The organism is Bacillus chungangensis (assembly GCF_030812995.1).
Classification (GTDB): domain Bacteria; phylum Bacillota; class Bacilli; order Bacillales; family Bacillaceae_C; genus Bacillus_CF; species Bacillus_CF chungangensis.
In genome coordinates this window covers 272,522-298,430 of the sequence record NZ_JAUSTT010000001.1, presented here as the reverse complement: position 1 = coordinate 298,430, position 25,909 = coordinate 272,522, and the positions used below count along the sequence as shown (strand labels likewise).

Annotated in this window: 23 protein-coding genes, 1 pseudogene and 1 riboswitch; of the genes and pseudogenes, 22 read left to right on the top strand and 2 right to left on the bottom strand. The window is 36.5% G+C overall.

Going from position 1 to position 25,909, the window contains the following annotated elements:
* Nucleotides 1-424: 424 nt before the first annotated feature.
* The 9 genes and pseudogenes from J2S08_RS01610 to J2S08_RS01570 all read left to right on the top strand — a co-directional run bounded on the left by J2S08_RS01610 (nucleotide 425) and on the right by J2S08_RS01570 (nucleotide 10,964).
* Entirely contained in the window at nucleotides 425-2,104 is a 1,680-nt protein-coding gene (locus tag J2S08_RS01610) for a long-chain-fatty-acid--CoA ligase (protein ID WP_307226004.1), read from the top strand.
* 101 nt (nucleotides 2,105-2,205) lie between these two features.
* Nucleotides 2,206-2,790, top strand: a complete 585-nt coding sequence (locus J2S08_RS01605) for a TetR/AcrR family transcriptional regulator (RefSeq protein WP_307226002.1) — start codon at nucleotides 2,206-2,208, stop codon at nucleotides 2,788-2,790.
* A 28-nt stretch (nucleotides 2,791-2,818) separates the two neighbouring features.
* Entirely contained in the window at nucleotides 2,819-3,592 is a 774-nt protein-coding gene (locus J2S08_RS01600) for an enoyl-CoA hydratase (protein WP_307226000.1), read from the top strand.
* 473 nt (nucleotides 3,593-4,065) lie between these two features.
* Nucleotides 4,066-4,839, top strand: a complete 774-nt coding sequence (locus J2S08_RS01595; protein WP_307225998.1) for an electron transfer flavoprotein subunit beta/FixA family protein — start codon at nucleotides 4,066-4,068, stop codon at nucleotides 4,837-4,839.
* Between the two features lie 164 nt (nucleotides 4,840-5,003).
* Nucleotides 5,004-5,132: pseudogene (locus J2S08_RS01590) on the top strand (transposase); the annotation flags it as partial.
* 189 nt (nucleotides 5,133-5,321) lie between these two features.
* Nucleotides 5,322-6,290, top strand: a complete 969-nt coding sequence (locus J2S08_RS01585) for an electron transfer flavoprotein subunit alpha/FixB family protein (protein ID WP_307225996.1) — start codon at nucleotides 5,322-5,324, stop codon at nucleotides 6,288-6,290.
* Between the two features lie 541 nt (nucleotides 6,291-6,831).
* Nucleotides 6,832-7,146 (top strand): thioredoxin, encoded by a 315-nt coding sequence (gene trxA / locus J2S08_RS01580; protein ID WP_307225994.1) that lies wholly within the window; start codon nucleotides 6,832-6,834, stop codon nucleotides 7,144-7,146.
* A 430-nt stretch (nucleotides 7,147-7,576) separates the two neighbouring features.
* Entirely contained in the window at nucleotides 7,577-9,349 is a 1,773-nt protein-coding gene (gene uvrC, locus J2S08_RS01575) for an excinuclease ABC subunit UvrC (protein WP_307225992.1), read from the top strand.
* 77 nt (nucleotides 9,350-9,426) lie between these two features.
* Nucleotides 9,427-9,609, top strand: a riboswitch (Lysine riboswitch).
* Nucleotides 9,610-9,713: 104 nt separating this feature from the next.
* Nucleotides 9,714-10,964 (top strand): aspartate kinase, encoded by a 1,251-nt coding sequence (locus tag J2S08_RS01570; RefSeq protein ID WP_307225990.1) that lies wholly within the window; start codon nucleotides 9,714-9,716, stop codon nucleotides 10,962-10,964.
* Between the two features lie 136 nt (nucleotides 10,965-11,100).
* Here J2S08_RS01570 and J2S08_RS01565 read toward each other — a convergent pair whose 3' ends face one another.
* On the bottom strand, nucleotides 11,101-11,553 hold the full coding sequence (locus J2S08_RS01565) for a YslB family protein (protein WP_307225988.1): 453 nt from the start codon (nucleotides 11,551-11,553) through the stop codon (nucleotides 11,101-11,103).
* A gap of 348 nt (nucleotides 11,554-11,901) precedes the next feature.
* On the opposite strand from J2S08_RS01565, the gene J2S08_RS01560 reads away from it, so the two are divergent.
* The 11 genes from J2S08_RS01560 to J2S08_RS01510 all read left to right on the top strand — a co-directional run bounded on the left by J2S08_RS01560 (nucleotide 11,902) and on the right by J2S08_RS01510 (nucleotide 21,765).
* Nucleotides 11,902-12,528, top strand: coding sequence for a succinate dehydrogenase cytochrome b558 subunit (locus J2S08_RS01560; RefSeq protein WP_307225986.1), 627 nt, complete (start codon nucleotides 11,902-11,904; stop codon nucleotides 12,526-12,528).
* A 145-nt stretch (nucleotides 12,529-12,673) separates the two neighbouring features.
* A complete protein-coding gene (gene sdhA / locus J2S08_RS01555) occupies nucleotides 12,674-14,434 on the top strand; it encodes a succinate dehydrogenase flavoprotein subunit (RefSeq protein WP_307225984.1) in 1,761 nt (586 codons plus the stop codon).
* 2 nt (nucleotides 14,435-14,436) lie between these two features.
* Nucleotides 14,437-15,204, top strand: coding sequence for a succinate dehydrogenase iron-sulfur subunit (gene sdhB / locus J2S08_RS01550; RefSeq protein WP_307225982.1), 768 nt, complete (start codon nucleotides 14,437-14,439; stop codon nucleotides 15,202-15,204).
* A gap of 106 nt (nucleotides 15,205-15,310) precedes the next feature.
* Nucleotides 15,311-15,751 carry an NUDIX domain-containing protein gene (locus J2S08_RS01545; RefSeq protein ID WP_307225980.1) on the top strand — a complete coding sequence of 147 codons (441 nt, stop codon included), beginning with the start codon at nucleotides 15,311-15,313 and terminating at the stop codon, nucleotides 15,749-15,751.
* A 107-nt stretch (nucleotides 15,752-15,858) separates the two neighbouring features.
* Nucleotides 15,859-16,305, top strand: coding sequence for an acyl-CoA thioesterase (locus tag J2S08_RS01540; protein WP_307225978.1), 447 nt, complete (start codon nucleotides 15,859-15,861; stop codon nucleotides 16,303-16,305).
* Nucleotides 16,306-16,468: 163 nt separating this feature from the next.
* Nucleotides 16,469-16,624 carry a helix-turn-helix domain-containing protein gene (locus J2S08_RS01535; protein ID WP_307225977.1) on the top strand — a complete coding sequence of 52 codons (156 nt, stop codon included), beginning with the start codon at nucleotides 16,469-16,471 and terminating at the stop codon, nucleotides 16,622-16,624.
* 489 nt (nucleotides 16,625-17,113) lie between these two features.
* Complete coding sequence (locus J2S08_RS01530; protein ID WP_307225976.1) at nucleotides 17,114-17,272, top strand: hypothetical protein; 159 nt, start codon at nucleotides 17,114-17,116, stop codon at nucleotides 17,270-17,272.
* A gap of 205 nt (nucleotides 17,273-17,477) precedes the next feature.
* Nucleotides 17,478-18,311, top strand: a complete 834-nt coding sequence (licT, locus tag J2S08_RS01525; protein ID WP_307225974.1) for a BglG family transcription antiterminator LicT — start codon at nucleotides 17,478-17,480, stop codon at nucleotides 18,309-18,311.
* A 153-nt stretch (nucleotides 18,312-18,464) separates the two neighbouring features.
* Nucleotides 18,465-18,770, top strand: a complete 306-nt coding sequence (locus J2S08_RS01520; RefSeq protein ID WP_307225972.1) for a metal-sensing transcriptional repressor — start codon at nucleotides 18,465-18,467, stop codon at nucleotides 18,768-18,770.
* 267 nt (nucleotides 18,771-19,037) lie between these two features.
* Complete coding sequence (gene copZ / locus J2S08_RS01515; protein WP_307225970.1) at nucleotides 19,038-19,244, top strand: copper chaperone CopZ; 207 nt, start codon at nucleotides 19,038-19,040, stop codon at nucleotides 19,242-19,244.
* Between the two features lie 100 nt (nucleotides 19,245-19,344).
* Nucleotides 19,345-21,765: a heavy metal translocating P-type ATPase gene (locus tag J2S08_RS01510; RefSeq protein WP_307225968.1), complete on the top strand. Its 2,421-nt coding sequence runs from the start codon at nucleotides 19,345-19,347 to the stop codon at nucleotides 21,763-21,765.
* Nucleotides 21,766-22,099: 334 nt separating this feature from the next.
* On the opposite strand, the gene J2S08_RS01505 is transcribed toward J2S08_RS01510, so the two are convergent.
* Nucleotides 22,100-22,474 (bottom strand): YmaF family protein, encoded by a 375-nt coding sequence (locus J2S08_RS01505; RefSeq protein ID WP_307225966.1) that lies wholly within the window; start codon nucleotides 22,472-22,474, stop codon nucleotides 22,100-22,102.
* A gap of 497 nt (nucleotides 22,475-22,971) precedes the next feature.
* On the opposite strand from J2S08_RS01505, the gene J2S08_RS01500 reads away from it, so the two are divergent.
* Together J2S08_RS01500 and J2S08_RS01495 are read left to right on the top strand one after the other, a co-directional pair.
* Nucleotides 22,972-23,775 carry a DNA adenine methylase gene (locus tag J2S08_RS01500; RefSeq protein ID WP_307225964.1) on the top strand — a complete coding sequence of 268 codons (804 nt, stop codon included), beginning with the start codon at nucleotides 22,972-22,974 and terminating at the stop codon, nucleotides 23,773-23,775.
* A 905-nt stretch (nucleotides 23,776-24,680) separates the two neighbouring features.
* Complete coding sequence (locus tag J2S08_RS01495; protein ID WP_307225962.1) at nucleotides 24,681-25,805, top strand: DUF1835 domain-containing protein; 1,125 nt, start codon at nucleotides 24,681-24,683, stop codon at nucleotides 25,803-25,805.
* Nucleotides 25,806-25,909: the final 104 nt, after the last annotated feature.

The window sequence follows — 25,909 nt, the reverse complement described above, 5'->3', positions numbered from 1 at the left end:
AGATGATTGTGGAAAAATTAGCAAAGTGGTTAATTGCATTTAGCATTTTATTTGTACTTGTTGGTACTATTTATATGTTTTTTTTCACTTAAAACATTTGGCAGGCAGGAGATATCAATCCTGCCTCTTTTTATCCTACATCTCATTGCAAGTCTATCTTTTCTTTGATCCTTTACCTCTCAATAGTATATGTCCGATTATTTGGAGTCGACTGAATAATGAAGCTTTATCGTACGAAGAAAAAATGTTTTCTTTTTCGAGGACACATCACTCAAGATCTTCTTATATCAATTTGAAAAACCTTCAATAAAAGTATCGATTTAATATTAAAAACTTTTCAGATTGTAACAAAACAAACAATATAATATAATAGTGGAAGAAGTGGAAATTTTTTTAATAGTTCCAGCATGGAAAGGGGGATTCTATGAAGGCCAGACCATGGATATCACAATATCCAGAAACTATTCCTGTTGCAATGAATTATGAAGCAAAACCAGTACAATCTTTTTTAACCGAAGCAGCTGAGAAATATCCGCAAAAATGCGCCATTGATTTTATGGATAAGGAAATTACTTATCAAGCATTATATCAATCTGCATTAAAATTTGCCAATTATCTTAAAAGCTTGGGTATTAAAAAAGGCGATCGTGTAGCAATTATGTTGCCCAACTCACCGCAAGCAGTTATTAGCTATTATGGCACTTTATATGCTGGAGGCACTGTCGTACAAACTAATCCACTTTATACAGAGCGAGAGCTTGAATATCAAATGAGTGACTCTGGTACAAAAGTTATCGTAACACTTGATGTTCTCTATCCGAGAGTATCTAAAGTCAAAGGAAAAACATCATTAAAACACATCATTGTAACCGCTATCAAAGATTATTTACCTTTCCCAAAAAACCTTATCTATCCCTTTGTTCAAAAGAAACAAACAGGAATTGTTGTTCAAGTGAAACATGAGGGAGAGAACCATCGCTTCAAAACGATTATGGAAACATCCGATGCGAAACAACCAGTGATTGATTTCAACTTTGAAGAAGATATTGCCTTGCTGCAGTATACAGGAGGAACGACGGGATTTCCAAAAGGCGTTATGCTTTCTCATAAAAATTTAGTGGCCAATGCAACAATGTGCGATGCTTGGCTTTATAGGTGCAAAAAAGGTGAAGAAGTCGTATTAGGGCTGCTTCCACTGTTCCATGTTTACGGAATGACAGCTGTTCTCATTTTATCTGTGATGCAAGGATATAAGATGATATTGCTGCCAAAATTTGATGCCGAGACAACACTGAAAGTGATTCATAAAAAACGCCCAACAGTATTTCCAGGTGCGCCTACTATTTATATTGGCTTGATTAATCATCCCGATGTCCACAAATATGATCTATCTTCTGTTGCATCATGCATTAGTGGATCTGCTTCGCTGCCTGTTGAGGTGCAGCAAAAATTTGAAAAACTAACCGGGGGCAAATTAGTGGAGGGCTATGGACTTACAGAATCATCGCCGGTTACGCACGCTAATTTTCTTTGGGATAAAGAAAGCGTGAAAGGAAGTATTGGTGTTCCTTGGCCCGATACCGATGCTCAGATTCTTTCCTTAGAAACTGGTGAACCTTTGCCGTCTGGAGAAATTGGAGAACTGGCAGTTAAAGGGCCGCAAGTCATGCGCGGATATTGGAATCGTCCTAAAGATACGGAAGAGGTATTAAAGGATGGCTGGCTGCGAACAGGTGACCTAGGATATATGGACGAAAATGGCTATTTTTATATTGTTGATCGCAAGAAGGACATGATTATTGCGGGCGGCTTCAACATTTATCCACGGGAGATTGAAGAAGTTCTCTATGAGCATGAAGCGATTCAAGAGGCTGTTGTTGCAGGAGTGCCTGATCCATATAGGGGAGAGACCGTGAAAGCCTATATCGTTTTAAAAAAGAATGCAAGCGTTACAGAAAAAGAGCTTGAAGCATATACACGCAAATATTTAGCAGCATATAAAATCCCAAGGATATACGAATTTCGGGATGAATTGCCGAAAACAGCTGTTGGAAAAATTCTTCGCCGCACACTAGTGGAAGAAGAAAGACAAAGGCTTGGCTAGAAAAAAACTTCCATCTTGACAGAAAAAAATATAATCTATATGATAGAGATATGAATGAACAATCATTCATTTCAGAAGTGAAACTGGTAGGTGGTAGCCCATTGAAGAGAAATAGACCAAAGTATGGACAGATTATTGATGCAGCCGTCATTATTATTGCTGAAAATGGCTATCATCAAGCACAAGTAGCGAAAATTGCTAAACAAGCTGGTGTTGCTGATGGAACAATCTATCTCTATTTTAAAAATAAAGAAGATATTTTGATTTCGTTGTTTCAAGAGAAAATGGGAGCTTTCATTAAGAAGCTAGCCAAGGCGATTGAACAAAAAGAGACGGCAGCAGAGAAATTGTTCATCTTAGTGCAAAATCATTTCTTTACATTTTCCAACGATCGTCATTTGGCCATTGTAACACAGTTAGAGTTAAGACAATCGAATAAACAATTGCGTTTAAAAATTAATGAAGTGTTAAAAGGATATTTAATTTTAATCGACGAAATCATACGTTATGGGATTAAAAGAGGAGAATTCGCCTCTCAGTTAGATATCCGTCTTACGAGGCAAATGATCTTTGGAACCATTGATGAGACCGTAACAAGCTGGGTAATGAATGAACAAAAGTATGATTTAGTATCCCTAGCGCCTGCTGTTCATCATTTGCTCATTAATGGATGTGGAAAGAAATAAAGGAAATATGCAGGAGGGAAGCAGCAAAATGACTTCTTTAACAGTAGCAAATGAAAAGAAAGTTGGCTTAATTTCGCTGCAGCGTCCACCGGCTAATGCGCTGTCAAATGATTTATTGACAGCGCTGTCGGATGCGCTTGATCAAGTTGAAACCGCTAAAGACATTCGAGTTGTACTTCTGTATGGAGAAGGAAAGTTCTTTTCCGCAGGTGCAGATATTAAAGAATTTACATCCATTCAAAATAGCGGTGATTCTTCTTCTATGTCTGAAAAGGGCCAAAAGCTTTTTGAACGCATTGAAACATTTCCGAAACCTGTTATTGCTGTCATACATGGTGCGGCTTTAGGCGGCGGTTTAGAACTTGCGATGAGTTGTCATCTTCGTTTGGCAAGTGAGAATGCCCAATTAGGGCTTCCGGAACTACAGCTAGGACTCATCCCAGGATTTGGCGGAACGCAAAGGCTTCCGAGGTATGTAGGCAGCGCCAAAGCGGCTGAGATGATGTTTACAGGTGAACCGATAACAGGAAAACAAGCAGTACAGTGGGGATTGGTCAATCATGCTTATCCAGAAGAAGTATTAATGGAAAAAGCAAAAATGCTTGCCAATCGAATCGCTGAAAAAAGTCCAGCTTCCTTGCGAGCTGTTATTGAACTGCTAAACTATGGAAAATCAAATTCATTTTATCAAGGAATGAATCGAGAAATGCAACTATTTGGAGAAGTTTTTCTTTCTGAAGACGCAAAAGAGGGCATTCAAGCATTTATTGAAAAAAGATCGCCAAATTTTGTTGGTAGCTAATTTGAAAACGTTTTATCATAGGGCTAACTTGCAAGTCAAACTCCTCTCCCCAAAAGGAAGATAATCGAAGAAATATTTTTTTCTAGAAAGAATAATGAGAGGTCGAAAGGGAGGTTTATTCTCTCCTTTAGCTTTTATACCTAGTAAATCCAATTTGTTCTAATCAATAGGATAACAAAGTTTTCTGAATCAGCAGCACACGAAGAAAAAATGAATATCTATTGCAAGGACGATGGAGGATGAGGAAAGCCCTCGAAAAATCACCATATCTTAAAACTGAGCGGGCGATCAGTTTCATCGTTTGAAAAAGAGGATAAGATTTGCTATTAAAAACTTAATTCGCTAGAACGATAGAATATCGGCTGCAAAATGCATGAAGAAAAAGTTATTTTCTTTCGGGGATGTGATGTAGCCCTAAATCCTTGGAAACCCAACTAGAAAGGATACTTTATTAAGAACAGGAGGACAACAGCATGAAGATTTTTGTTTTAATGAAAAGAACTTTCGATACTGAAGAAAAGATCAGCGTGGAAAATGGCAAAATTAATGAAGATGGCGCTGAATTCATTATTAATCCTTATGATGAATATGCAGTCGAAGAGGCTATTCAGCAAAGAGATGAGCATGGTGGAGAAGTGACGGTTGTTTCAGTTGGAGATGAAGAAGCAGAAAAGCAACTTCGAACAGCGCTTGCGATGGGAGCAGATAAAGCAGTTCTTATTAATACGGAAGATGACATCGAAGATGGAGATCAATATACGTCTGCAAAAATATTAGCTGCTTATTTAAAAGATCAAGCAGCAGACTTGATTATTGCAGGAAATGTAGCAATTGATGGCGGCTCAGGACAAGTAGGCCCGCGTGTTGCTGACCTTCTAGATATTCCTTATGTTACGACGATTACAGATTTAAAAATAACTGGAAGCAGCGCCACTGTTGTTCGTGATGTAGAAGGAGATTCTGAAACGATTGATACCTCTTTGCCATTGTTGGTTACAGCACAGCAAGGTTTGAATGAACCACGCTATCCATCTTTGCCAGGAATCATGAAAGCGAAGAAAAAACCACTCGATGAATTAGAACTTGATGATCTTGATTTAGAAGAAGAAGAAGTGGAAGCAAAAACGAAAACAGTTTCTATATTTATGCCTCCGAAAAAAGAAGCTGGGAGAATCTTGGAAGGCGAGGCTGGAGAACAAGTAAAAGAGTTGGTAGCGCTTTTGCATAAAGAAGCGAAAGTATTATAAAACAATGTATATACGTTGATAATCGTTTTTAAATTACATTATATCAGCTATTTTTCTTCTTTATTTTCATAACATTAGAAAGTGTTGATTAATTAAAAAATTTACTTATTAACTGGATTTCCGAAAAGAATTCTCCTACTTCTAAATGTGAAGGGTATAACCCTATGAAATTAGATAGTAACACTCAGTCTTTCTCTTACAATTACCATCTTGTATTGATAGTAAAATATCGTAGACAAGTGTTTGATGAAGCAATATCAAACTACAAAAAAGATATGTTTGTAAGAAAAGTGTAATCCTATAACATTACACTTCTCTAGGGGCAGGGACTGCCCTTATAGCTTGGTAAATATAGATAGCTAACAAAAGTATCTAGTTCCCAAGCAGTTCCCACTTCAATCAGACCGCAAGGTCATTAAGTGGTGAGTAGTTCACTAAATATTAAAACACTATACAAAGACACACATAAGGAGGTCATTTCGATGGCAAGAAAAGTATTAGTGTTAGGAGAAATCCGCGATGGAGTCCACCGCAATGTTTCTTTTGAAGCGATTGCTGCAGGAAAAACAGTTGCAGAAGATGGAGAAGTGGTTGGAGTATTAATTGGAAAACAAGTAGCTCATTTAGCTGAAGAAATGATTCATTACGGTGCAGATCGCATCGTGATAGTGGAGAATGAGAAGCTCGAGCAATATACTTCTGATGGATTTTCCCAAGCTTTTATGGCCGTTGTTCATTCTGAAAATCCAGATGGAATCATTTTTGGCCATACTGCATTAGGAAAAGACCTATCTCCTAAGATTGCCAGTAAATTAAACGTAGGCTTAATTTCTGATGCTGTTGCAATTGAAAATACAAATGGACAGATTATCTTTACAAGACCGATTTATTCTGGGAAGGCGTTTGAAAAAAATACGATTGCTGATGGAACGATTTTTGCAACTGTCCGTCCAAATAACATTGCATCGCTTGAAAAGGATGGATCGCGAACAGGGGGCATCGGCTCGTTATCTGTTGATATTAAAGATTTGCGAACTATCATTAAAGATGTTGTACGCAAGGCAAGTGAGGGAGTTGACTTATCAGAAGCAAAGGTTGTTATTGCTGGCGGCCGCGGCGTCAAAAGCGCAGAAGGATTTGAACCTCTAAAAGAGCTTGCTGCTGTACTTGGAGGAGCGATCGGCGCTTCGAGAGGGGCTTGTGATGCTGATTATTGTGATTATTCTTTGCAAATAGGCCAAACAGGTAAAGTTGTTACACCAGATCTTTACATTGCATGCGGCATTTCAGGAGCTATTCAACATCTAGCAGGGATGTCAAATTCAAAAGTGATTGTCGCTATCAATAAAGACCCAGAGGCAAATATTTTTAATGTAGCAGACTATGGAATTGTCGGTGATTTATTTGAAGTTGTGCCATTATTAACAGAAGAGTTGAGAAATTTAACTTGATTTCCGAAAAGAATTCTCCCACTTCTAAATGTGAAGGGTATAGCCCAATGAAAGTGGGAGATGAATTTTCGGTTGGCGTAAGCCAAAATATTGTTCTATAATCAGTCTATACAATAGAGAGTTGATAGCACTATGAAATTAGATAGTAACAAACACTCAGTCTTTCTCTTGCATTACCATTTTGTATTGGCAGGGATGTGAATGCAAGTATGAACTTGCTGAAACTAGCCATGTAGTTGGTATTTTCTCTAGGGGCAGGGACTGCCCTTATAGCTTGGTAAATATAGATAGCTAACAAAAGTATCTAGTTCCCAAGAAGCTCCCACTTCAATCAGACCGCAAGGTCAATAAGTGGTGAGTAAGTTCACAAGGATCATGATATAACCTAAAGAGCGGCTTTATAGTCGTTTTTTTACATAGATAAAGTGATAACGAGCGAAGAAATGGGCATCGTATGGAGTGAAACAAATTATTAGCATGATTGAACTGCCGATGATATACTGTCGGTAGTATGTATAGTATTTTTAGGAGGAATGTGAATATGGCAATTGTAAATGCTACAGATCAAAGCTTTGAATCTGAAACAAGTAAAGGTTTAGTATTAACAGATTTCTGGGCTCCTTGGTGTGGACCTTGTAAAATGGTGGCGCCTGTGCTTGAAGAATTAGAAGCAGAAATGGGCGATAAAGTGAAGATTGTAAAAGTGGATGTAGACGAGAACCAAGAATCCGCTAGTAAATTTGGTGTAATGAGCATCCCGACTTTAGTTGTGATGAAAGATGGCAAAGAAGTTGACAAAGTAATTGGCTTCCAGCCGAAAGAGGCATTAGCAGAACTGTTGAAGAAACATATGTAAGCTAAAGTACGTTATAGAAAAAAATCTAATCCGGGTCATTTTTGACTCGGATTTTTTGAGTAAAAAAACGGATTGTGAGACAAGCTGATGAAAAGAAAAAGAAGAACATTTGCAGTTTTCTCCTATAGTTGATAATTGTTTTGCCTAGAATTCTCTTCAACTAAACAGAACAAATGTTTTTGTTTATTTTAATAAAATTGTATAATAAAAATAGAAATTATTATTGGTAAAGAAAAGTCTTCGAATAATATCATTCATTCATTTCCTCATCACTGAAGTTGTTCTGCTTCAAACGTTCCTAAAGCAAGTAAGTGGTGGGAAGTCAATGAAAGCCTCTCATTGAGTCTAGCATCGATCCAGTTATATAATAAGAGGAAGTAGATGCTCCCTTTAGGCAGGAAGATAGGAAAGAAAGGTAGAGGTAATGAGAATGAAAGAGATGATCAAAAAGAAGCTCTCCTTGCTGCCTGTTCAACCAGGTTGTTATTTAATGAAAGATCGTCAAGGTACGATTATTTATGTAGGTAAAGCAAAAAATTTAAGAAATCGAGTCCGTTCCTATTTTTCAGGAACACATGATGGGAAAACACAGCGGCTTGTTGGTGAAATAACCGATTTTGAATATATTGTGACATCTTCTAATATTGAAGCGCTTATATTAGAAATGAATTTAATAAAAAAACACGATCCAAAATACAATGTAATGATGAAGGATGATAAAAGTTATCCATTTATTAAATTAACAAATGAACGACATCCCCGACTTATTATCACAAGAACGGTAAAAAAAGATAAAGGCAAGTATTTTGGCCCTTATCCGAATGTTCAAGCGGCGAATGAAACGAAAAAGCTGCTGGATAGAATATATCCATTACGGAAATGCAGGGCTCTTCCAGACCGGGTATGTCTTTATTATCATCTTGGACAATGTTTAGCACCATGCATCAATGAAGTCAATCCAGAAACATATAAAACGATTCTAGAGGAGATTACGCGCTTTTTAAACGGCGGCTACAAAGATATCAAAAAAGCATTATTAAAAAAAATGGAGGAAGCATCTGCCCAGTTGGAATTTGAAAAAGCGAAAGAATATCGCGATCAAATCATTCATATTGAAACAGTCATGGAAAAACAAACAATGACATCAACTGATTTTACGGATAGAGATGTATTTGGCTATGCTATTGACAAAGGCTGGATGTGTGTGCAAGTTTTCTTTATTCGACAAGGAAAACTAATTGAAAGAGATGTGTCCTTTTTCCCAATATATCGAGAACCAGATGAAGAATTTTTAACTTTTCTAGGACAATTTTATTCTCAAGCGAATCATTTTAAACCGAGGGAAGTTTTATTGCCGGAAGCTGCCGATGAACAATTGGCTGAACAATTATTAAAAACAAAAATAGTAAAGCCAAAGATTGGACAAAAAAAAGAATTGGTACGCCTAGCTGAAAAAAACGCAAATATTGCATTAACAGAAAAGTTTTCTTTAATCGAAAAGGATGAAGAACGGACAATTAAAGCTGTTGAAAAACTTGGAGAAGTACTGTCTATTTATCCACCTTATCGAATAGAGATTTTTGATAACTCTCATATTCAAGGAGTAAATCCTGTATCAGCTATGGTCGTATTTATCGATGGGAAACCGGAGAAAAAAGAGTACCGGAAATATAAAATTAAAACCGTAGTTGGTCCAGATGATTACGCATCTATGCGTGAAGTCATTAGAAGACGATACCTAAGGGTGCTGCAGGAGAAATTGCCGTTTCCAGACCTAATCCTCATTGATGGCGGCAAAGGACAAATAGATGCTGCCAAAGATGTGCTTGAGAATGAACTTGGCTTAGATATTCCTGTTGCGGGGCTGGCGAAGGATGAAAAGCATCGCACTTCTCAGCTTTTATTTGGCGATCCGCTGCAGGTTATTCCATTGGCACGCAACAGTCAAGCCTTTTATTTATTGCAGCGGATGCAAGATGAAGTACACAGATTTGCGATTACTTTTCATCGTCAACTGCATGGAAAGAGCGTTTACCGTTCTACTTTAGATGATATTCCAGGGATAGGACCAAAGCGCAAGAAACAGTTATTAAAACACTTTGGCTCCTTAAAAAAATTAAAAGCAGCATCAGTGGAGGAATTTCAAGCCCTTGGAATACCAAAAAAAGTATCCGAGACCCTTTTTGAAAGATTACAATCTTGATATTGCACAGATAAAAACTCTATGATATACTGTTTCAAACTCAATAACCAAGTTATTAAATCACTTTAGAGTGTTAAAGTGGTGGTAGAGGTGCGAACTTCATCAGTAAAAGTTTGGAGAAGAATGAGCTTCTAGGAAGAGCTTTGAAAGGGAATGTTCGCCGAAGTAAAAATGGTCTCATGCCATTTTTTGCTGGTCATATGCTGAAAAAGTATATGATTGTCAAGACAAGTTTCAAGTCTTGGAGTGCTATCTCACGAATGTGTCTTTCGTAATTATATTACGTTTTCACAGCAATGAGATGATATCTCATTGCTTTTTTGATTTTTGTTGAGATGGTGCTGCAAAAGAAGGGGGCAAGCTAGTGGATTTGTTAGTAATGAAATTTGGAGGAAGTTCTGTAAGCACAATTGCAAAAATAAACCGTACTGCAGAAAAAATTATGGATGCGAAAAACAATGGGCACCGAGTAATCGCGGTTGTTTCAGCAATGGGGAAAACAACTGATCAGCTAGTATCATTAGCAAATGAACTTAGTGAATCTCCTAATAAACGAGACATGGATATGCTGCTATCAACAGGAGAGCAAGTAACTATCTCATTACTTTCGATTGCTCTAAGGGAAAAAGGCTGCAAAACCGTTTCCTACACTGGATGGCAAGCTGGAATTTTGACCGAAAATATTCATGGCAATGCACGTATCATTGATGTGAGGAAACAAAAAATTGCTGAGCAATTAGCTCTTGATAAGGTCGTGATCGTTGCTGGTTTTCAAGGGATGACGGAGGATGGTGAAATTACAACACTTGGAAGAGGCGGTTCTGATACGACAGCAGTTGCACTTGCTGCGGCATTTAAGGCGAGTAAATGTTTGATTTGTACGGATGTACCAGGTGTATTCACCTCAGATCCTCGTTATATTGAAAAAGCTCGCAAACTAGATTCTGTTTCTTACGATGAAATGCTGGAGTTGGCAAATCTTGGAGCGAGTGTGCTTCACCCGCGTGCAGTCGAATTTGCTAAAAACTATCTTATCCCACTGGAAGTATGCTCAAGTATGGAAAATATTCCGGGAACTTTGATTGAGGAGGAAGTATCAATGGAGAAAAATTTAGTTGTTCGTGGAGTCGCATTTGAAGAAGATATTACTAGAATTTCGGTATTCTGGAAGTCTCATAAATCCATGAATCTAGCTTCTATATTTTCAATGCTTGCTGCTCATCATGTCAATGTTGATATTATTATTCAAAGTTTGACAAACCACGATAGAACGAATTTATCTTTCTCCATCAAAAACAATGACTTAAAAGAGACATTGCAGGTTTTAGAAGAAAACAAAGCATTATTAGGTTTTGAAGAAATGGAGTTTGAGACAGGATTAGCAAAAGTATCAATAGTTGGTTCAGGGATGATTTCAAATCCAGGTGTAGCAGCAGAAATGTTCCAGATTATTGATCGTAATCACATTCAAATGAAAATGGTAAGTACTTCGGAAATAAAAATTTCAGCTGTTGTAGAAGCAAATGAAATGCTGAAAGCTGCGAATGTATTGCATGAAGCATTCGGACTAAGTAATAAGATATATGAAAAAGGGTTGAGTATACAGCCATCATAAAAAGGAAAAAAACCAAGAAGACTGTTAAAAAGCAGTTTGCTTGGTTTTTTGTTCATCGAAGGAAATGACCTGTTTTTCACAAAAGTGGGCTTAGTGTCTGGTTAAAAAACATTTTCTGTATACTCAATTGAAAGCCTTACACAGTATCTTTTTGATCCCATCGCAATAAAAAAGTGACTTTTTTTTGCTTTTTATGGACTTCCTCAATCGTTTCTGTTATGACTTTCTTTTGGTTCTGAATTTGTTCTGCTAAAAAACCAGCCTCTAGTTTAAAAGAATCTTCATTTTTCATATCTATTCTTCTTGCAATGATAGGCCCTGATAATTCAAATTTCATTTCTTTTTTTGTCATTACAGCTAATTCTAGACTTCCCCATCCAGCTTCAGTAAAAAAAGCATTTATTTCTTCCGTCGTTACTAATGGAAAATTTCTTGCCAAGCTTTTTCCGGCCCAATACAAAATATCTGGCGTATCTTTTCCGAGAATATCGGGAATTAAAATGTCGCGAATAAGCTCATAACCAAAAATTGGGACATTGATATCTGTGTTTTTGGTGTCCTGTTGTTCATGGTAGGTTATAGATTTCAACTTTCTCCCCTCTTTCTATATGCTTATTATATACAGAAAGCAATTCATTTTAGAATGAAAATTTCACAATTTAACTAAAAAGATGTTTGTTCTAATGTTAAATATTTCACTATATCTTTTATTGTGACAATTATAGAGTGAAAAAGGTAAAAATAGCTGGATGGCATTTCCTTGTACCTATTTTTAAAAGGTTCGTATTCTTGACGATTTAGTGACTTGGGAGTAGAATGAACATGTCACAACTTAATTGTTTATTCTTTTTTTTGCCATTTTTCTCTTAGAAAAGGGGTTATTTGGAATGGGAACATATGGCACAAAAGCTTTTTTACTATTTAAGGGGGGTAAATTGTGGTAAGCAAACGTGAATTTTTAAACCGCAAATTGCATTCATTGCTAGGCGTAATCCCAGTAGGATTATTTTTGGTGCAGCACTTATTTCTGAATCATTTTGCGACACGTGGAGAAGAAGCATTTAATTCAGCAGTAGGATTTATGGGAAATCTTCCTTTCCTTATTGTTCTAGAATTTGGAGTTATCTATCTACCATTAATTTTTCATGCAATCTACGGTTTGTATATTGCATATACGGCGAAGAACAATACATCGACTCTCAGCTATTTCCGCAACTGGATGTTTCGGCTTCAACGGATCAGCGGAGTCATCGTGCTAATTTTTATTGCATGGCATGTATATGAAACGCGAATCCAAGCAGCGTTAGGACAGGAAGTTAATTACCAAATGATGTATGATGCTCTCTCTAGTCCTTATATGTTGGCATTTTACATAGTGGGAGTGATTGCTGCCATTTTCCACTTTTCTAATGGGCTCTGGTCATTTATGGTTTCTTGGGGAATTACCCAATCTCCGACATCCCAAAAGATTTCAAGCTATGTTGTTATGATCATTTTTGTTCTATTATCAGTTGTGGGAATTAGAGCATTATTAGCTTTCTCACATCCTGGACTGTTTACCTAATCATGAGTGTTCAAAAAGGAAATGTAGAAGAGTAAAGTTAGCTAGAATAGAAGTTTGCTAAAAATAATCTCTATTTTTTGAACAGCCTCTAATCAACGAAAGTCAGATTTTTAATGGAAGACAAGTTAAAGGAGTGAGTCACACAATGAGTAAAGGAAAGATCATCGTAGTTGGCGGAGGATTGGCTGGCTTGATGGCAACGATAAAAATCGCAGAACAAGGCAAACAAGTAGATTTGTTTTCCATCGTACCTGTGAAACGCTCACATTCTGTTTGTGCTCAAGGCGGTATAAATGGTGCGGTTAATACAAAAGGTGAAGGCGACTCACCAATGATTCATTTTGATGATACCGTTTACGGCGGAGACTTTTTGGCGAATCAGCCTCCAGTTAAAGCAATGTGTGAAGCGGCCCCTGGAATTATAAATTTACTAGATCGAATGGGAGTAATGTTTAGTCGGACTCCTGAAGGTTTGCTTGATTTTAGACGCTTTGGTGGAACGCAGCATCACCGGACTGCTTTTGCTGGAGCAACAACTGGACAACAATTATTGTATGCACTTGATGAGCAAGTTCGTCGTCATGAAGTTGCAGGACTTGTAAATAAATATGAAGGTTGGGAATTCTTAGGTATTATTTTAGATGAAAATGGTGCTTGTCGAGGAATTACGGCCCAGGATTTAAGAACAATGGAAATAAAATCGTTTTCTGCTGATGCAGTTATTATGGCTACTGGCGGCCCTGGCATTATTTTTGGAAAATCGACAAATTCTGTCATTAATACAGGTTCTGCAGCCTCTATTGTTTACCAACAAGGTGCACATTATGCCAATGGAGAATTTATTCAAATTCATCCTACTGCTATACCGGGAGACGATAAGCTTCGTCTAATGAGTGAGTCAGCTCGTGGTGAGGGTGGACGTGTTTGGACGTATAAAGATGGTAAACCATGGTATTTCTTAGAAGAGAAATATCCAGCATATGGAAATCTCGTTCCTCGAGACATTGCAACACGTGAAATTTTTGATGTCTGTGTAAATCAAAAACTAGGAATTAATGGCGAAAATATGGTTTATCTTGATCTGTCCCATAAAGATCCACATGAACTTGATGTAAAACTTGGCGGTATTATCGAAATTTACGAGAAATTTACTGGAGATAATCCACGTAAAGTACCGATGAAAATATTCCCTGCTGTTCACTACTCGATGGGTGGAATATGGGTTGATTATGATCAGCATACAAACATTCCTGGTTTATTTGCAGCAGGAGAATGTGATTATTCACAGCATGGTGCTAACCGGCTTGGTGCAAACTCATTGTTATCTGCTATCTATGGCGGGATGATTGCTGGACCAAATGCAGTTAAATACATTGATGGCCTAGAAAAAAGCGCTGACGACCTTCCTTCTTCTCTTTTTGATAGCGCTGTAAAACAAGAGGAAGAGAAATGGAAAGAAATTCTTTCATTAGATGGCAATGAAAATGCTTACGTTCTTCATAAAGAGCTTGGTGAATGGATGACAGATAATGTTACTGTAGTTAGACATAATGATAAACTATTGCAAACTGACGAAAAAATCCAGGAATTAATGGAACGCTGGAAAAAAATCAACGTCAGTGATTCTGCAAAGTGGAGCAACCAAGCCGCACCATTTACTCGCCAATTACAGCACATGCTGCAGCTGGCACGAGTAATTACAATTGGTGCGTATAACCGTAATGAAAGTCGTGGGGCTCATTACAAACCAGACTTCCCGAACCGTAACGATGATGAATGGTTGAAAACAACCATTGCAAAATATAATTCAGCTACAAATACACCGGAATTTAGCTATGAGGAAGTCGATGTTTCCCTTATTAAGCCTCGTAAACGTGACTATACCAAAAAGAAAGAGGAGAATTAGGGATGAGTGAAAAGAAAACTGTAGAATTTATTATAACTCGTCAAGATAATCCTGAATCTGCACCGTATGATGAAAAGTTTGTACTGCCATATCGACCAAATATGAATGTCATTTCCGCGTTGATGGAAATTCGCCGTAATCCTGTAAATGCCAATGGGGAAAAGACAACTCCAGTAACATGGGATATGAACTGTTTGGAAGAAGTTTGTGGAGCTTGCTCAATGATTATTAATGGCAAACCTCGGCAATCCTGTACCGCTTTAGTTGACCAATTAGAGCAGCCGATTCGTCTTAAACCAATGAAGACATTCCCAGTTATTCGTGACCTGCAAATTGATCGCAGTCGTATGTTTGATGCTTTGAAACGAGTAAAAGCTTGGATTCCAATTGACGGTACTTATGATTTAGGGCCCGGCCCGCGAATGCCAGAGAAAAAGAGACAGTGGGCTTACGAGCTGTCCAAATGTATGACTTGTGGTGTATGTCTAGAAGCATGTCCAAACGTTAATGACAAGTCGAATTTCATTGGACCGGCGCCAATTTCACAAGTACGCTTATTCAATACACATCCTACAGGGGCAATGAATAAAGATGAGCGTTTAGAAGCACTGATGGGAGAAGGCGGAATAGAAGGCTGCGGCAACTCACAAAACTGTGTACAATCTTGTCCTAAGGGCATTCCATTAACGACATCGATTGCCGCATTAAACCGTTCAACAAGTTTGCAAATGTTTAAAAACTTCTTTGGCAGCGACCATATGGTTGATTAACATCTGAACATGAGGAAGCTTCTGATCTTTGATTGGAAGCTTCTTATCTTATCCACATCACATTAGTTCGTTTTAAATAAATGATATGAAAAGGATATGAGTAAATATGAGTAAAATTGATAAAATTCATCCAGGAGTTGCTATCATTGTTTTTAATGATGATCATCATGTTCTACTGCAAAAGCGTGCGGACGTTGGACTGTGGGGAATTCCTTCTGGACATGTAGAGCCCGGTGAAACTGTTCAAATGGCTGCTGTTAGGGAAGTAAAAGAAGAAACAGGCTTACACGTTACAATTGAAAAATTAATTGGTGTTTATTCTGATCCAGACTCACAAATTTTTCACTACCCTAACGGAAAAATCGTTCATTTTATTACGACATGCTTCCAAGCGCGGATCGTTGATGGGGCGCTTTCAAGTCATTCATCTGAATCGCTTGATGTTCAATTTTTCCCCATTGATGCTCTTCCTGATAACCTGTTGACGATGCATCCAAAATGGTTGGAAGATGCTCTTCAAAATCAAGCTGCAGCATTTATTCGTTGAAAATGAATGTGATAGACACACAATTCTCGCTCTAACACAATGATACTTCTGCACCTTAATGGATTGAAAGATGTCTAAGTAAAATTTTTTCATAAGGAGTGGATGAGTTGAGGAATATTTCTTATATTGAGCAACTTGAAAATTGGCAGGATGCATTTTCTTTTTATCAGCCAATCAAAGTAAGATTTTCTGAAACAGATATGTTTGGCCATTTAAACAATACCGTTCCATTTACATATTTTGAAGAAGCGAGAATTGCGTTTTTACAGCATAAAGGATTGATGGAAGAATGGGTTGGCAGCGATAGCATCACGATTCCGGTAGTTGCGGACTTACAATGCGATTTTCTCACTCAAGTGTATTTCGATGAGCGCTTAAAGGTATATGTAAAAATAGCGAAAATAGGAACATCATCTATAGACCTTCACTATATGGCTAAGAAAGAAGATCATCGCCTTTGTTTTGTTGGTCGAGGCACTATGGTGCAAATATCACGAGAAACTGGAAAAGCAGTCCCATGGTCGTCCACAACAAAAACAAAACTGATGGAGTAAAGGCGATAAGAAAGCTAGATGTGCCAAAGCACATTTTTGTTAAAATCATGATTTCCTTGCCTTTGTTATGTCACTCTACTTATTTTCCTCACATATGATAACTTGACAACCAAATTACCCATCCCCGAGTTTAAGCAGGCGAAGGCAAGGAGGGTTACAATAGTTGAAGGAGAATAAATTCACTCATAAACCGCTGCTCACAAAAAGAGAAAAAGAAGTTTTTGAACTGTTAGTGCAGGATATGACAACAAAAGAAATAGCGAATGCTCTTTTCATCAGTGAAAAAACAGTTCGAAATCATATTTCAAATGCAATATGACCCCATTGCAAATGGAATGACATCCAGTAATATAAACCCCGAATCCTTTAGACACACATTATTAGCAATTAATAAATTCCGAATATTGAAATCTTTATATATTATTATTATGTTCTATGCTTATTTGAATGTTTACCGAAAAATTTTATCCCGATTATAAATATTTCTATAAGGAAACAGATTGTGAAAAGAAGTATAATCAATATTCTAATCTATATACATTTCGTCTCCATGACTTTCATAGTAAAAGCTTCCTGTTTAGCGTTAACTTCTTTTAAATACATAAATGGCATTTTTATTTCATTCAGCTCTTTTATCCAGATTCAAACTTATTGGCTATACTTAGCAGTTCATTAAAGACGAAGATCACGATTTTTCATACTTTCTAATGCTATTTTCTAATTTCTTCAAGAAAATCTTTATTAAATAGCAAATGAGAAAAGGGCAGTCCAATTGTCCATCTAACATAAGATACAACGAGGTGATCTTATGACAATTAAAAGACCGAAAAAGAAAACAGTACCTTATATAGGAAAGGAAATATATGGGGTTAAACCAAGAGAAGAAGCTTTTAAACACGCACTTGCACCCTATTTCAACAAAGGAAAAGCTTTTGAAGACAAAAACTTTGGAAAAGCAGAATGTTGATGCATTGTGCTTTTCTTTTTTTATTGACAATAACATCGTTATATAAAGTTGAATCAAGTATTTCTCATCTTCTTAAATGAAGGATAAAATATTTACTCATGTTAAACAAAGAAATCCCTTGACTTTATTGGTATTGTAGCGTATACACTTAACCTAGAAACACTATTCAACAAGAAGCTTTTTTGGAGCGATGGAGGATTTCAACATGAAAATACATAAGATCTTAAATAATAATGTTATTGTCATGATTGATGAAAACAATATTGAACAAGTGATGATGGGGAGGGGGATTGGTTTTAAGAAAAATGTAGGGGAAGAATTAGATATAGCTAAGGTAGATAAAATTTTTTATTTGAAAGATCATCATTTGCATGAGCATTTTAAATCGCTGCTGCAAGAAGTTCCGTTTGAAATTATTGAAGCGGCTCAAGAAATTATTAAAAATGCGAAAAAAGTATTAAATCAGAAATTAAATGAGAGTTTGCATGTTTCGCTAACCGATCATATTTACCATGCGATTAAACGTCAAGACAAAGGACAACATATTTCAAATTCACTATTATGGGAAATAAAACGTCTATATAAAAAAGAATATGAAATTGCTATAGATGCATTGAAGTTGTTAGAAGAACGTCTAAATATAAAGTTGCCAAAAGACGAGGCTGGTTTTATTGCAATGCATATTATTAATGCCGAATTGAATGAGGATATGAATAGTACAGTAAACATTACAAAAGAAATAACCTCGATTTTGAAGATTGTCCAATATCAAATGGGCATTAAATTTGATGAGGACTCCATTAATTTCTATCGCTTTTTGACGCATCTAAAATTCTTTGTACAACGTCTTTTAAATGGAACGATGCTTACGAATGAAGACCAGGAATTATACAACTTGATTAAAGTAAAATATGCGAAAGCTTATACTTGCGCGAAGAAAATCGCAGAGTATATTTATAAAGAATACTACACTGATTTAACAGCTGAAGAAATGCTTTATTTAGTCATTCATTTAAACCGCTTAGAAAATCGCAGCTAGAATAAAACAATGACATTTCTAAATGTAAGTGTTAGCATTTATTTATATTAATAAAAACAAGTAAAAAATTTTAGCGGATTGTGTGGTATCATTGTATCATACCCCAGTTAAGTATTTGATGGATAAAAAACTTTTAGGAGGCGAAGTGATAACATGACGAACCAATCTGAAGGTGCAAAAATTTCACATAGATCAACGAAAGAAAAAGATCAATTAATTAATCGGTTAAAACGGATTGAAGGCCAAGTTCGCGGTATTCAAAAGATGATTGAAGACGATCGTTATTGTGTAGATATTCTTGTCCAAATCTCAGCGATTAACGCAGCATTAAAGAAAGTAAGCCTTCATTTATTAGAAAGGCATACTCATCATTGTGTGTCTGACGCTATTAAGAATGGAGAAGGCGAAGAAGCGATACAGGAATTAATGGAAGTTTTTGAACGTTTTTCAAAGTCTTAAAGTACAAAGCCAGTTATGCTGGCACTTTATTTTCATTCTTTAAATACATTGCGGAGGTATAGTAAAGTTTTGTTTAAAAGAAAAAACGTAATTGGAAGCAAGATAGAAAATAAGAATAAAATGATAAGATCGAGAAAAACTAATTGATAAAGATGCAATCAGATGGAAATCTTTAATAAAGGAAAATAAAAATTTCTACATTGACTACCATACCAGGGTATAGTAGTATAATAAATATAGAAACAAAATATTTAGGAGGAATGCATCATGCAACAAGCAACACTTCATGTACAAGGAATGTCTTGTGGACATTGCGTTAGTTCAATTGAAGGTAATGTAGGCAAACTAAGTGGGGTTGAATCTGTCAAAGTACATCTTAAAGAAGGAAAAGTCGATGTTGCATTTGATTCCAATGTTGTAAGCTTGAAAGAAATTACCGATGTGATTGAAGATCAGGGTTATGATGTAGCGTAAATCTTAGAAAAAATCAAAAAAGATCGTGCTGTTTTTCAGCACGATTTCTTTTGAAATATAGTATACCCCCATATCGTATATATGGTTAGGAGTGAAAAACATGACTCAAAAAGAAGCAACCCTGCAAATATCAGGAATGACGTGTGCAGCTTGTGCAACAAGAATTGAAAAAGGATTGAAAAAGATCGAAGGTGTTGAAGAGGCAAACGTTAATTTTGCACTTGAAAAAACACAAATAATTTATAACCCAGATCAAACAGACGTTAAGAAAATGAAAGAGAAAGTCCAATCTTTAGGGTATAACGTGGTAAGTGATAAAGTGGAGTTTCAAATTACAGGAATGACTTGTGCCGCCTGTGCCAATAAAATTGAAAGACGCTTAAACAAATTAGATGGAATTGAACAAGCTGCTGTTAACTTTGCTTTAGAATCGGTTCTTGTAGAATATCATCCTGATCAAGTTTCTATTTCTGATATGAAAGAAGCGATTAAAAAATTAGGATATACATTAGAACAAAAACAAGAAAAAGCGGGAGAGCAAGTCGATCATCGACAAAAAGAAATTGAAAAACAACAGAGGAAGTTTCTTTTCTCTCTCATCTTATCATTTCCGTTGTTGTGGGCGATGGTCAGCCACTTTACATTTACACGCTTTATTTGGCTGCCAGATATTTTTATGAACCCATGGATGCAATTTGCACTAGCGACACCCGTTCAATTTATCATCGGCAGACAGTTTTATGTTGGAGCTTTTAAGGCTTTAAGAAATAAGAGTGCAAACATGGATGTACTTGTTGCATTAGGTACATCGGCTGCTTATTTCTATAGTCTTTATCTAAGTATTAAGTCGATTGGTTCAAATGCTCATATGGTAGATCTATATTATGAAACGAGTGCTGTTCTCATCACTTTAATCATATTAGGAAAATTGTTTGAAGCGAAGGCAAAAGGCCGGTCATCTGATGCGATTAGAAAATTGATGGGATTGCAAGCGAAAAATGCAACAGTTGTCCGCGATGGCCAAGAAATGATGATTCCAATCGAAGAAGTGTTGGCAGGTGATATTGTATATGTGAAACCAGGTGAAAAAGTACCGGTAGACGGAAAAATAATAGAAGGCCAATCAGCTCTTGATGAATCTATGTTAACTGGAGAAAGCATTCCGGTCGATAAGACAATAGGAGATATTGTTATTGGATCAACAATGAATAAAAATGGCTTCTTAAAAATAAGAGCAACAAAAGTCGGTAAAGATACAGCATTAGCTCAGATTGTGAAGGTTGTCGAAGAAGCTCAAGGTTCTAAAGCACCGATTCAACGTTTAGCTGACGTTATCTCAGGTATATTCGTTCCGATTGTTGTAGGAATAGCGCTAATCACCTTTCTTGTGTGGTATTTTGCAGTGAGTCCTGGAGAGTTTGCAGTTGCCCTTGAAAAATTCATTGCCGTCTTAGTTATCGCTTGTCCTTGTGCACTTGGTTTAGCAACGCCTACTTCAATTATGGCAGGCTCCGGCCGTGCTGCTGAATATGGCATTTTATTTAAAGGTGGAGAACATTTAGAAACGACGCATCGTTTAGATACGATTGTTCTTGATAAAACAGGTACCGTGACAAATGGCAAACCATCCTTAACGGACGTTATTGTAGCAAAAGGAATGGATAAAATGGAGTTTCTTCAGCTCGTTGGCACTGCTGAAAGAAACTCAGAACACCCTCTTGCTGAAGCCCTTGTTGAAGGAGTAAAGGAAAAAGGAATTGAGCTAGGGTCATCTGATGCTTTTGAAGCTATCCCAGGTTTTGGAATCGAAGCGAAAGTGAATGAGAAAACATTATTAATCGGTACACGCAGACTCATGGCTAAAAATAACATTTCTGTACAACACGTATTATCAAGAATGGAAGATTTAGAGAAGCAAGGCAAAACAGCCATGTTAGTAGCCATTGATGGAGATTATGCAGGGATTGTTGCTGTAGCAGACACAATCAAGGAAACATCAAAAGAAGCCATTGCCCGTTTGCAAAACATGGACTTGGAAGTCGTCATGATTACAGGCGACAATACCCAAACGGCTAAAGCGATTGCTGATCAAGTTGGTATTAAGCATGTCATTGCAGAAGTTTTGCCAGAAGGAAAAGCTGAAGAAGTGAAAAAGCTGCAGAAAACTGGCAAAAAAGTGGCTATGGTAGGAGATGGAATCAACGATGCTCCTGCACTAGCGACAGCAGATATTGGAATGGCAATTGGAACTGGTGCAGATGTCGCAATGGAAGCTGCAGATATTACCCTCATTCGAGGTGATTTAAATAGTATTGCCGATGCCATTTACATGAGTAAAAAGACGATCACCAATATTAAACAAAACCTTTTCTGGGCGCTTGCTTATAATAGCCTAGGCATTCCGGTTGCTGCAGTCGGCTTCCTAGCACCATGGCTAGCTGGTGCAGCGATGGCATTTAGTTCTGTATCGGTTGTTCTTAACGCGCTTAGACTGCAAAGAGTAAAGTTGCAGAGATTATAAGAATAAAGTGCTATACGAGAGTATAAGATTATATGAGCTGTCCATTAGTCGTATTGACTTATTGGACAGCTCATCTTTTTTTAAAAAGAGCATGATAATTCAATTTCTGCTTATCTTTACTAAAGGCTGTATTTTCAAATATGCCCGCATCTCCATCTCCATTCAAGTGGACCAAATCTGAATGTTGACAGCTATAAATGATTCATGACAATCTGCAAGAAACAACTATTTTAATAAATTACATAGGGATGAAAATACAAAGCATGAGGATCGGAGACTAAATGAGGTGGGAAGAACATCTCCACCTCATTGTAGAAGGCTGAGGGGGGCGTAATTACATACTTGTGTTGCCGCTATACATGTGTTTATGTGGAATTGCTCCATTTACAGTCGTCGTACCGCTAAATTCATGATAGTGACGACCATTAGGAAGGAAGATTGCTAGACCAGTTACTCCCCTTATCTCATGCTTGTGTCCATCGTTAAAAGTGGTAAAAGTAAAATACCTATGAGTATGCTGTACACCACTTGGTGCGGGTTCTGTAGTTCCAGCATATTGATGTGTATGGCCAACATCAAAAGAGGTGACTCCAGAAAATTGATGAACATGCATTGGTTTTCCATCCCAAGTACTTATATAGAGGCTATGAGAATGGATTGAATTTGAATCATCTGAATGAACCAAGAAACCAGTAATAGGTATTTTCATCAATAATGCTCCTTGTATATTATTTTTCGGTATTGTCATACAGTGAGACAAATACCTATGTCTTTTTGTTAATGTATGAAATGGAAACCAAAAAGGTTTTTAAAAAAGCAATATTTTAGTTGAATTTTTAATCTCTAAATGGCAGTCAAGAGTAAGAGGAATCAGAAGCGATAGGTGGGGATAACTGAAAGTCATATGTCCGATTGGTTGGGCAAAGAAGGGATAAGGAAAGCTTCGGCAGTGACACATCGCACGAAGAAAAAGCGGTTTTCTTTTTCGAGGACGTTGCGACTTTAGCCTTTGTTCTATTTCCCATCAATGGGGGATAAGAGAAAACCCCCACTTATGGAAGTTCACTTTATTATCTAATCGGTTATATTGATGAAAGTGACTAAAGAAGCTATTCAAGCGACAAGAGGAAATCTATAATAGGATGTTAGATAATAATATTAATGAATGGTATACATAGAAAATGGTGCAACTGAGAGGAGATCATCATGATGACCTATAGAATCATGCACTATCCAGGGAGTAAATGGTCTATGGCAAGATGGATCATAAGCCATATGCCAGTCCATGAAACATATCTTGAACCTTTTTTTGGCAGCGGTTCTGTATTTTTCACGAAACAAAGAAGCCAATTGGAGACGGTTAATGATATTGATGGAGATATTGTGAATTTGTTTCAAGTGATTCGAGAGCAACCAGAAGAACTGGCATATGTGATTCGTTGGACTCCCCATAGTAGAGAAGAATACAACAAGAGTTATGAGCATACAACGGACAAGCTTGAGAGAGCAAGAAGATTCATTGTTCGTTTTTGGCAAGGTAGAGGAGGAAAAACATCGATAAAAACAGGTTGGCGAAGTATGATTGAAGCAAATGGATCGTTGCCGGGAAAAGAATGGCTTCAGTTCCCAGAAAAGATTATCGCTGTATCGGAAAGACTTTTAGGTGTTCAGATTGAAAATCAGCCTGCTTTACAATTAATAAAGCGATATCAACGCCCAAATGTGTTAATTTATGCAGATCCACCATACGTACTTTCAACACGGACAACTACTAGTTATCGATACGAAATGACGGATGAAGATCATATACAACTAATTGAAGCACTTGATAACCATCCCGGCCCAGTTCTTTTATCTGGATATGATAATCGTTTATATGATGAACGTTTAAAACATTGGCAAAAAGAAATGAAAAGAGTGAAAGCAGAAGCGGGAGCCATTAGAGAAGAAGTCCTTTGGATCAATCCAGTAGCTTTTCAACATGGCCATTTTCAACAAACATTGTTTTAATGATATTATAATTGACCGGAAACTTTAAGAATAAAACTGCGGTAGATCATAACAAGTTAAAAAATCATGTTTGAATGAGTTCATATCGCCGAGCGAATAACCTTCCTTAATAACTTGTAATTTTAACTCATAGCGACGACCCCCTTGGTATTGTATAATTTTCTCTAAATGTCCAAATTCATTTGGAAGCATAATAGGGGGGACGTCAGGAAAATGCGGATTTACAACGTTGATATTTTTCTCACGATTACCCCGTTATTAACAATGTTAAGTAAGTTTTTAAAGAACTCTAAAGAGACCTTTTTCGCTGAATTACAATGATATTCTTCAGTAAATTAATATGCTCCGACTTAAAGGGGACAAATGGTACAACAAGTTTTCATTAAAATTACATAAATATTTTTGATATTCAATCTTTTTTAACTAAGGTGTATTCTAAAATTAATACTTATTAGTTGTTTATTAAACTGGTTGTTGTAACTGAAGCTGCAGAATTCATCCCGAAGCTTAGGGTGTATATGTTTTGAATTTAAAAATATATAAATGTGCTTCATTAACAATAAATTAGGGGATAATCGAATGAGAAACTTGTTAATAATACTCATTATTTTATTTTTGATCGCCAAGTTTTTCATAATGAACCGTTGGAAATGATTTTTGAAGACCTTCGAATAATATTAGAACCTTTTTTTATCATTGTTGGTCTTGTTATTTTAATGTTTATTTACTTTTCTTTTACAAAAAAGTAAAAGAAATTCAATGAATTATTACTTGTTATAGATTTTCAGTGTAAAATGTTGATTAGGATCTTTAGACAAATTTAAACAAAACAAAAACAGTATCGAGGTAAGGAGATCTCAATATATAATCAAGAAAAAAAAGTAAGTTTTAGTTTAAAAAGGGAAGTGATTATCATCGAAACAAGAGTGGAATATCCATTCATTTATTTTCTTATAGAGCCAAATGTGGTTTTTGTCTATGAAATCGAAATGCAAAGATATGTAACAGTGCATGACTTGTTGCATAGTCAGGGGTGGAAAACATATGAACTTGATGATGGAGATGACTTTGCTGCGTTTGATCATAAAGAACATAAACCTCCTGTGGGTCGAGGACATGTTGTAGATCAACACATTTTGAACTTGATGGTAGAAAAAAAAATCAATCAACAAATACAAAGCTGTCGAAAGTCTCGCTTAATAAATAAGGATTTTTCTCCAGTTCATATCGTTTGCTCAGAATATGCAGCTGGAACTTTAAGAGTAGCATTGAAACCTCCTAAATTAGTCATTGGATTTCCAGAAATATTTTCTATTGGACCGCTATGGAAATTGGAGGGAAAGATTGGGCGAATATCGCGAAATGAATGGCTGAGCGAACATATTAATTTAGAAGAGGAAGATTTTGAATATGAAAATAAATTGGCAAATACGATTCGAGAGGTAGAGGATATTCCAGCGCATATTTCTATTAACATTTGGTATGCGGATAATGTAGAAGAACAAATAGGAGTCCGGTTTATCCTTTATTTATTACGTCATAAATCCAATGAGGTTATTTTGATAAACTCTCCTAAACTCTATCATACATACGTCACTCCTCGGCTTGAAGATCAGACTATTCTTCACACAGGAAATATTCAACCAGATCATTTAAGATTAATTTTTCAAAAAAGTAAAATGACAAAGCCGTTATCATGTAAAGAGAGAATGCAATTTGAAAAAGAATGGGAAACACTCTCACAAACAAAGGAAGTCTTGCGTATCTGGATGAACAATCGAATCAAAAGTGTACCTGAACATTATTATGATCCACTCATTATGAATACAATTGAAAAATTGCATAAGGAACAAGCAGACAAAGCTTTTATCAAGGCGGGAGAAGTGATCGGGGAAATAATATCAATAGAGAAGAACCAATTGATTCAACCTTTCTTTTTAGAATATAGAATAAGACATTTAATTTATCATGGAGTGCTTCAATTGAAAGGAATCCCGAAATCAATGCGTTGTTATAGTGTCAAGCTATGATACGGTGAGAAGACGACGATTCATCTTAAAAATATAGAGATAAAAAATAAAAAATCATTGACTTTATTAATAATATATGTTATAATAAATATTTTATTGACAAA

What these genes read in the sequence shown, in the direction of transcription:
- J2S08_RS01510 (WP_307225968.1), top strand. Translation starts at nt 19,345, where the DNA reads ATGACTCAAAAAGAAGCAACCCTGCAAATATCAGGAATGACGTGTGCA.
- J2S08_RS01600 (WP_307226000.1), top strand. Translation starts at nt 2,819, where the DNA reads ATGACTTCTTTAACAGTAGCAAATGAAAAGAAAGTTGGCTTAATTTCG.
- J2S08_RS01595 (WP_307225998.1), top strand. Translation starts at nt 4,066, where the DNA reads ATGAAGATTTTTGTTTTAATGAAAAGAACTTTCGATACTGAAGAAAAG.
- J2S08_RS01530 (WP_307225976.1), top strand. Translation starts at nt 17,114, where the DNA reads ATGACAATTAAAAGACCGAAAAAGAAAACAGTACCTTATATAGGAAAG.
- J2S08_RS01585 (WP_307225996.1), top strand. Translation starts at nt 5,322, where the DNA reads ATGGCAAGAAAAGTATTAGTGTTAGGAGAAATCCGCGATGGAGTCCAC.
- J2S08_RS01505 (WP_307225966.1), bottom strand. Translation starts at nt 22,474, where the DNA reads ATGAAAATACCTATTACTGGTTTCTTGGTTCATTCAGATGATTCAAAT.
- J2S08_RS01610 (WP_307226004.1), top strand. Translation starts at nt 425, where the DNA reads ATGAAGGCCAGACCATGGATATCACAATATCCAGAAACTATTCCTGTT.
- J2S08_RS01500 (WP_307225964.1), top strand. Translation starts at nt 22,972, where the DNA reads ATGATGACCTATAGAATCATGCACTATCCAGGGAGTAAATGGTCTATG.
- sdhA (WP_307225984.1), top strand. Translation starts at nt 12,674, where the DNA reads ATGAGTAAAGGAAAGATCATCGTAGTTGGCGGAGGATTGGCTGGCTTG.
- J2S08_RS01520 (WP_307225972.1), top strand. Translation starts at nt 18,465, where the DNA reads ATGACGAACCAATCTGAAGGTGCAAAAATTTCACATAGATCAACGAAA.
- licT (WP_307225974.1), top strand. Translation starts at nt 17,478, where the DNA reads ATGAAAATACATAAGATCTTAAATAATAATGTTATTGTCATGATTGAT.
- copZ (WP_307225970.1), top strand. Translation starts at nt 19,038, where the DNA reads ATGCAACAAGCAACACTTCATGTACAAGGAATGTCTTGTGGACATTGC.
- sdhB (WP_307225982.1), top strand. Translation starts at nt 14,437, where the DNA reads ATGAGTGAAAAGAAAACTGTAGAATTTATTATAACTCGTCAAGATAAT.
- uvrC (WP_307225992.1), top strand. Translation starts at nt 7,577, where the DNA reads ATGAAAGAGATGATCAAAAAGAAGCTCTCCTTGCTGCCTGTTCAACCA.
- trxA (WP_307225994.1), top strand. Translation starts at nt 6,832, where the DNA reads ATGGCAATTGTAAATGCTACAGATCAAAGCTTTGAATCTGAAACAAGT.
- J2S08_RS01545 (WP_307225980.1), top strand. Translation starts at nt 15,311, where the DNA reads ATGAGTAAAATTGATAAAATTCATCCAGGAGTTGCTATCATTGTTTTT.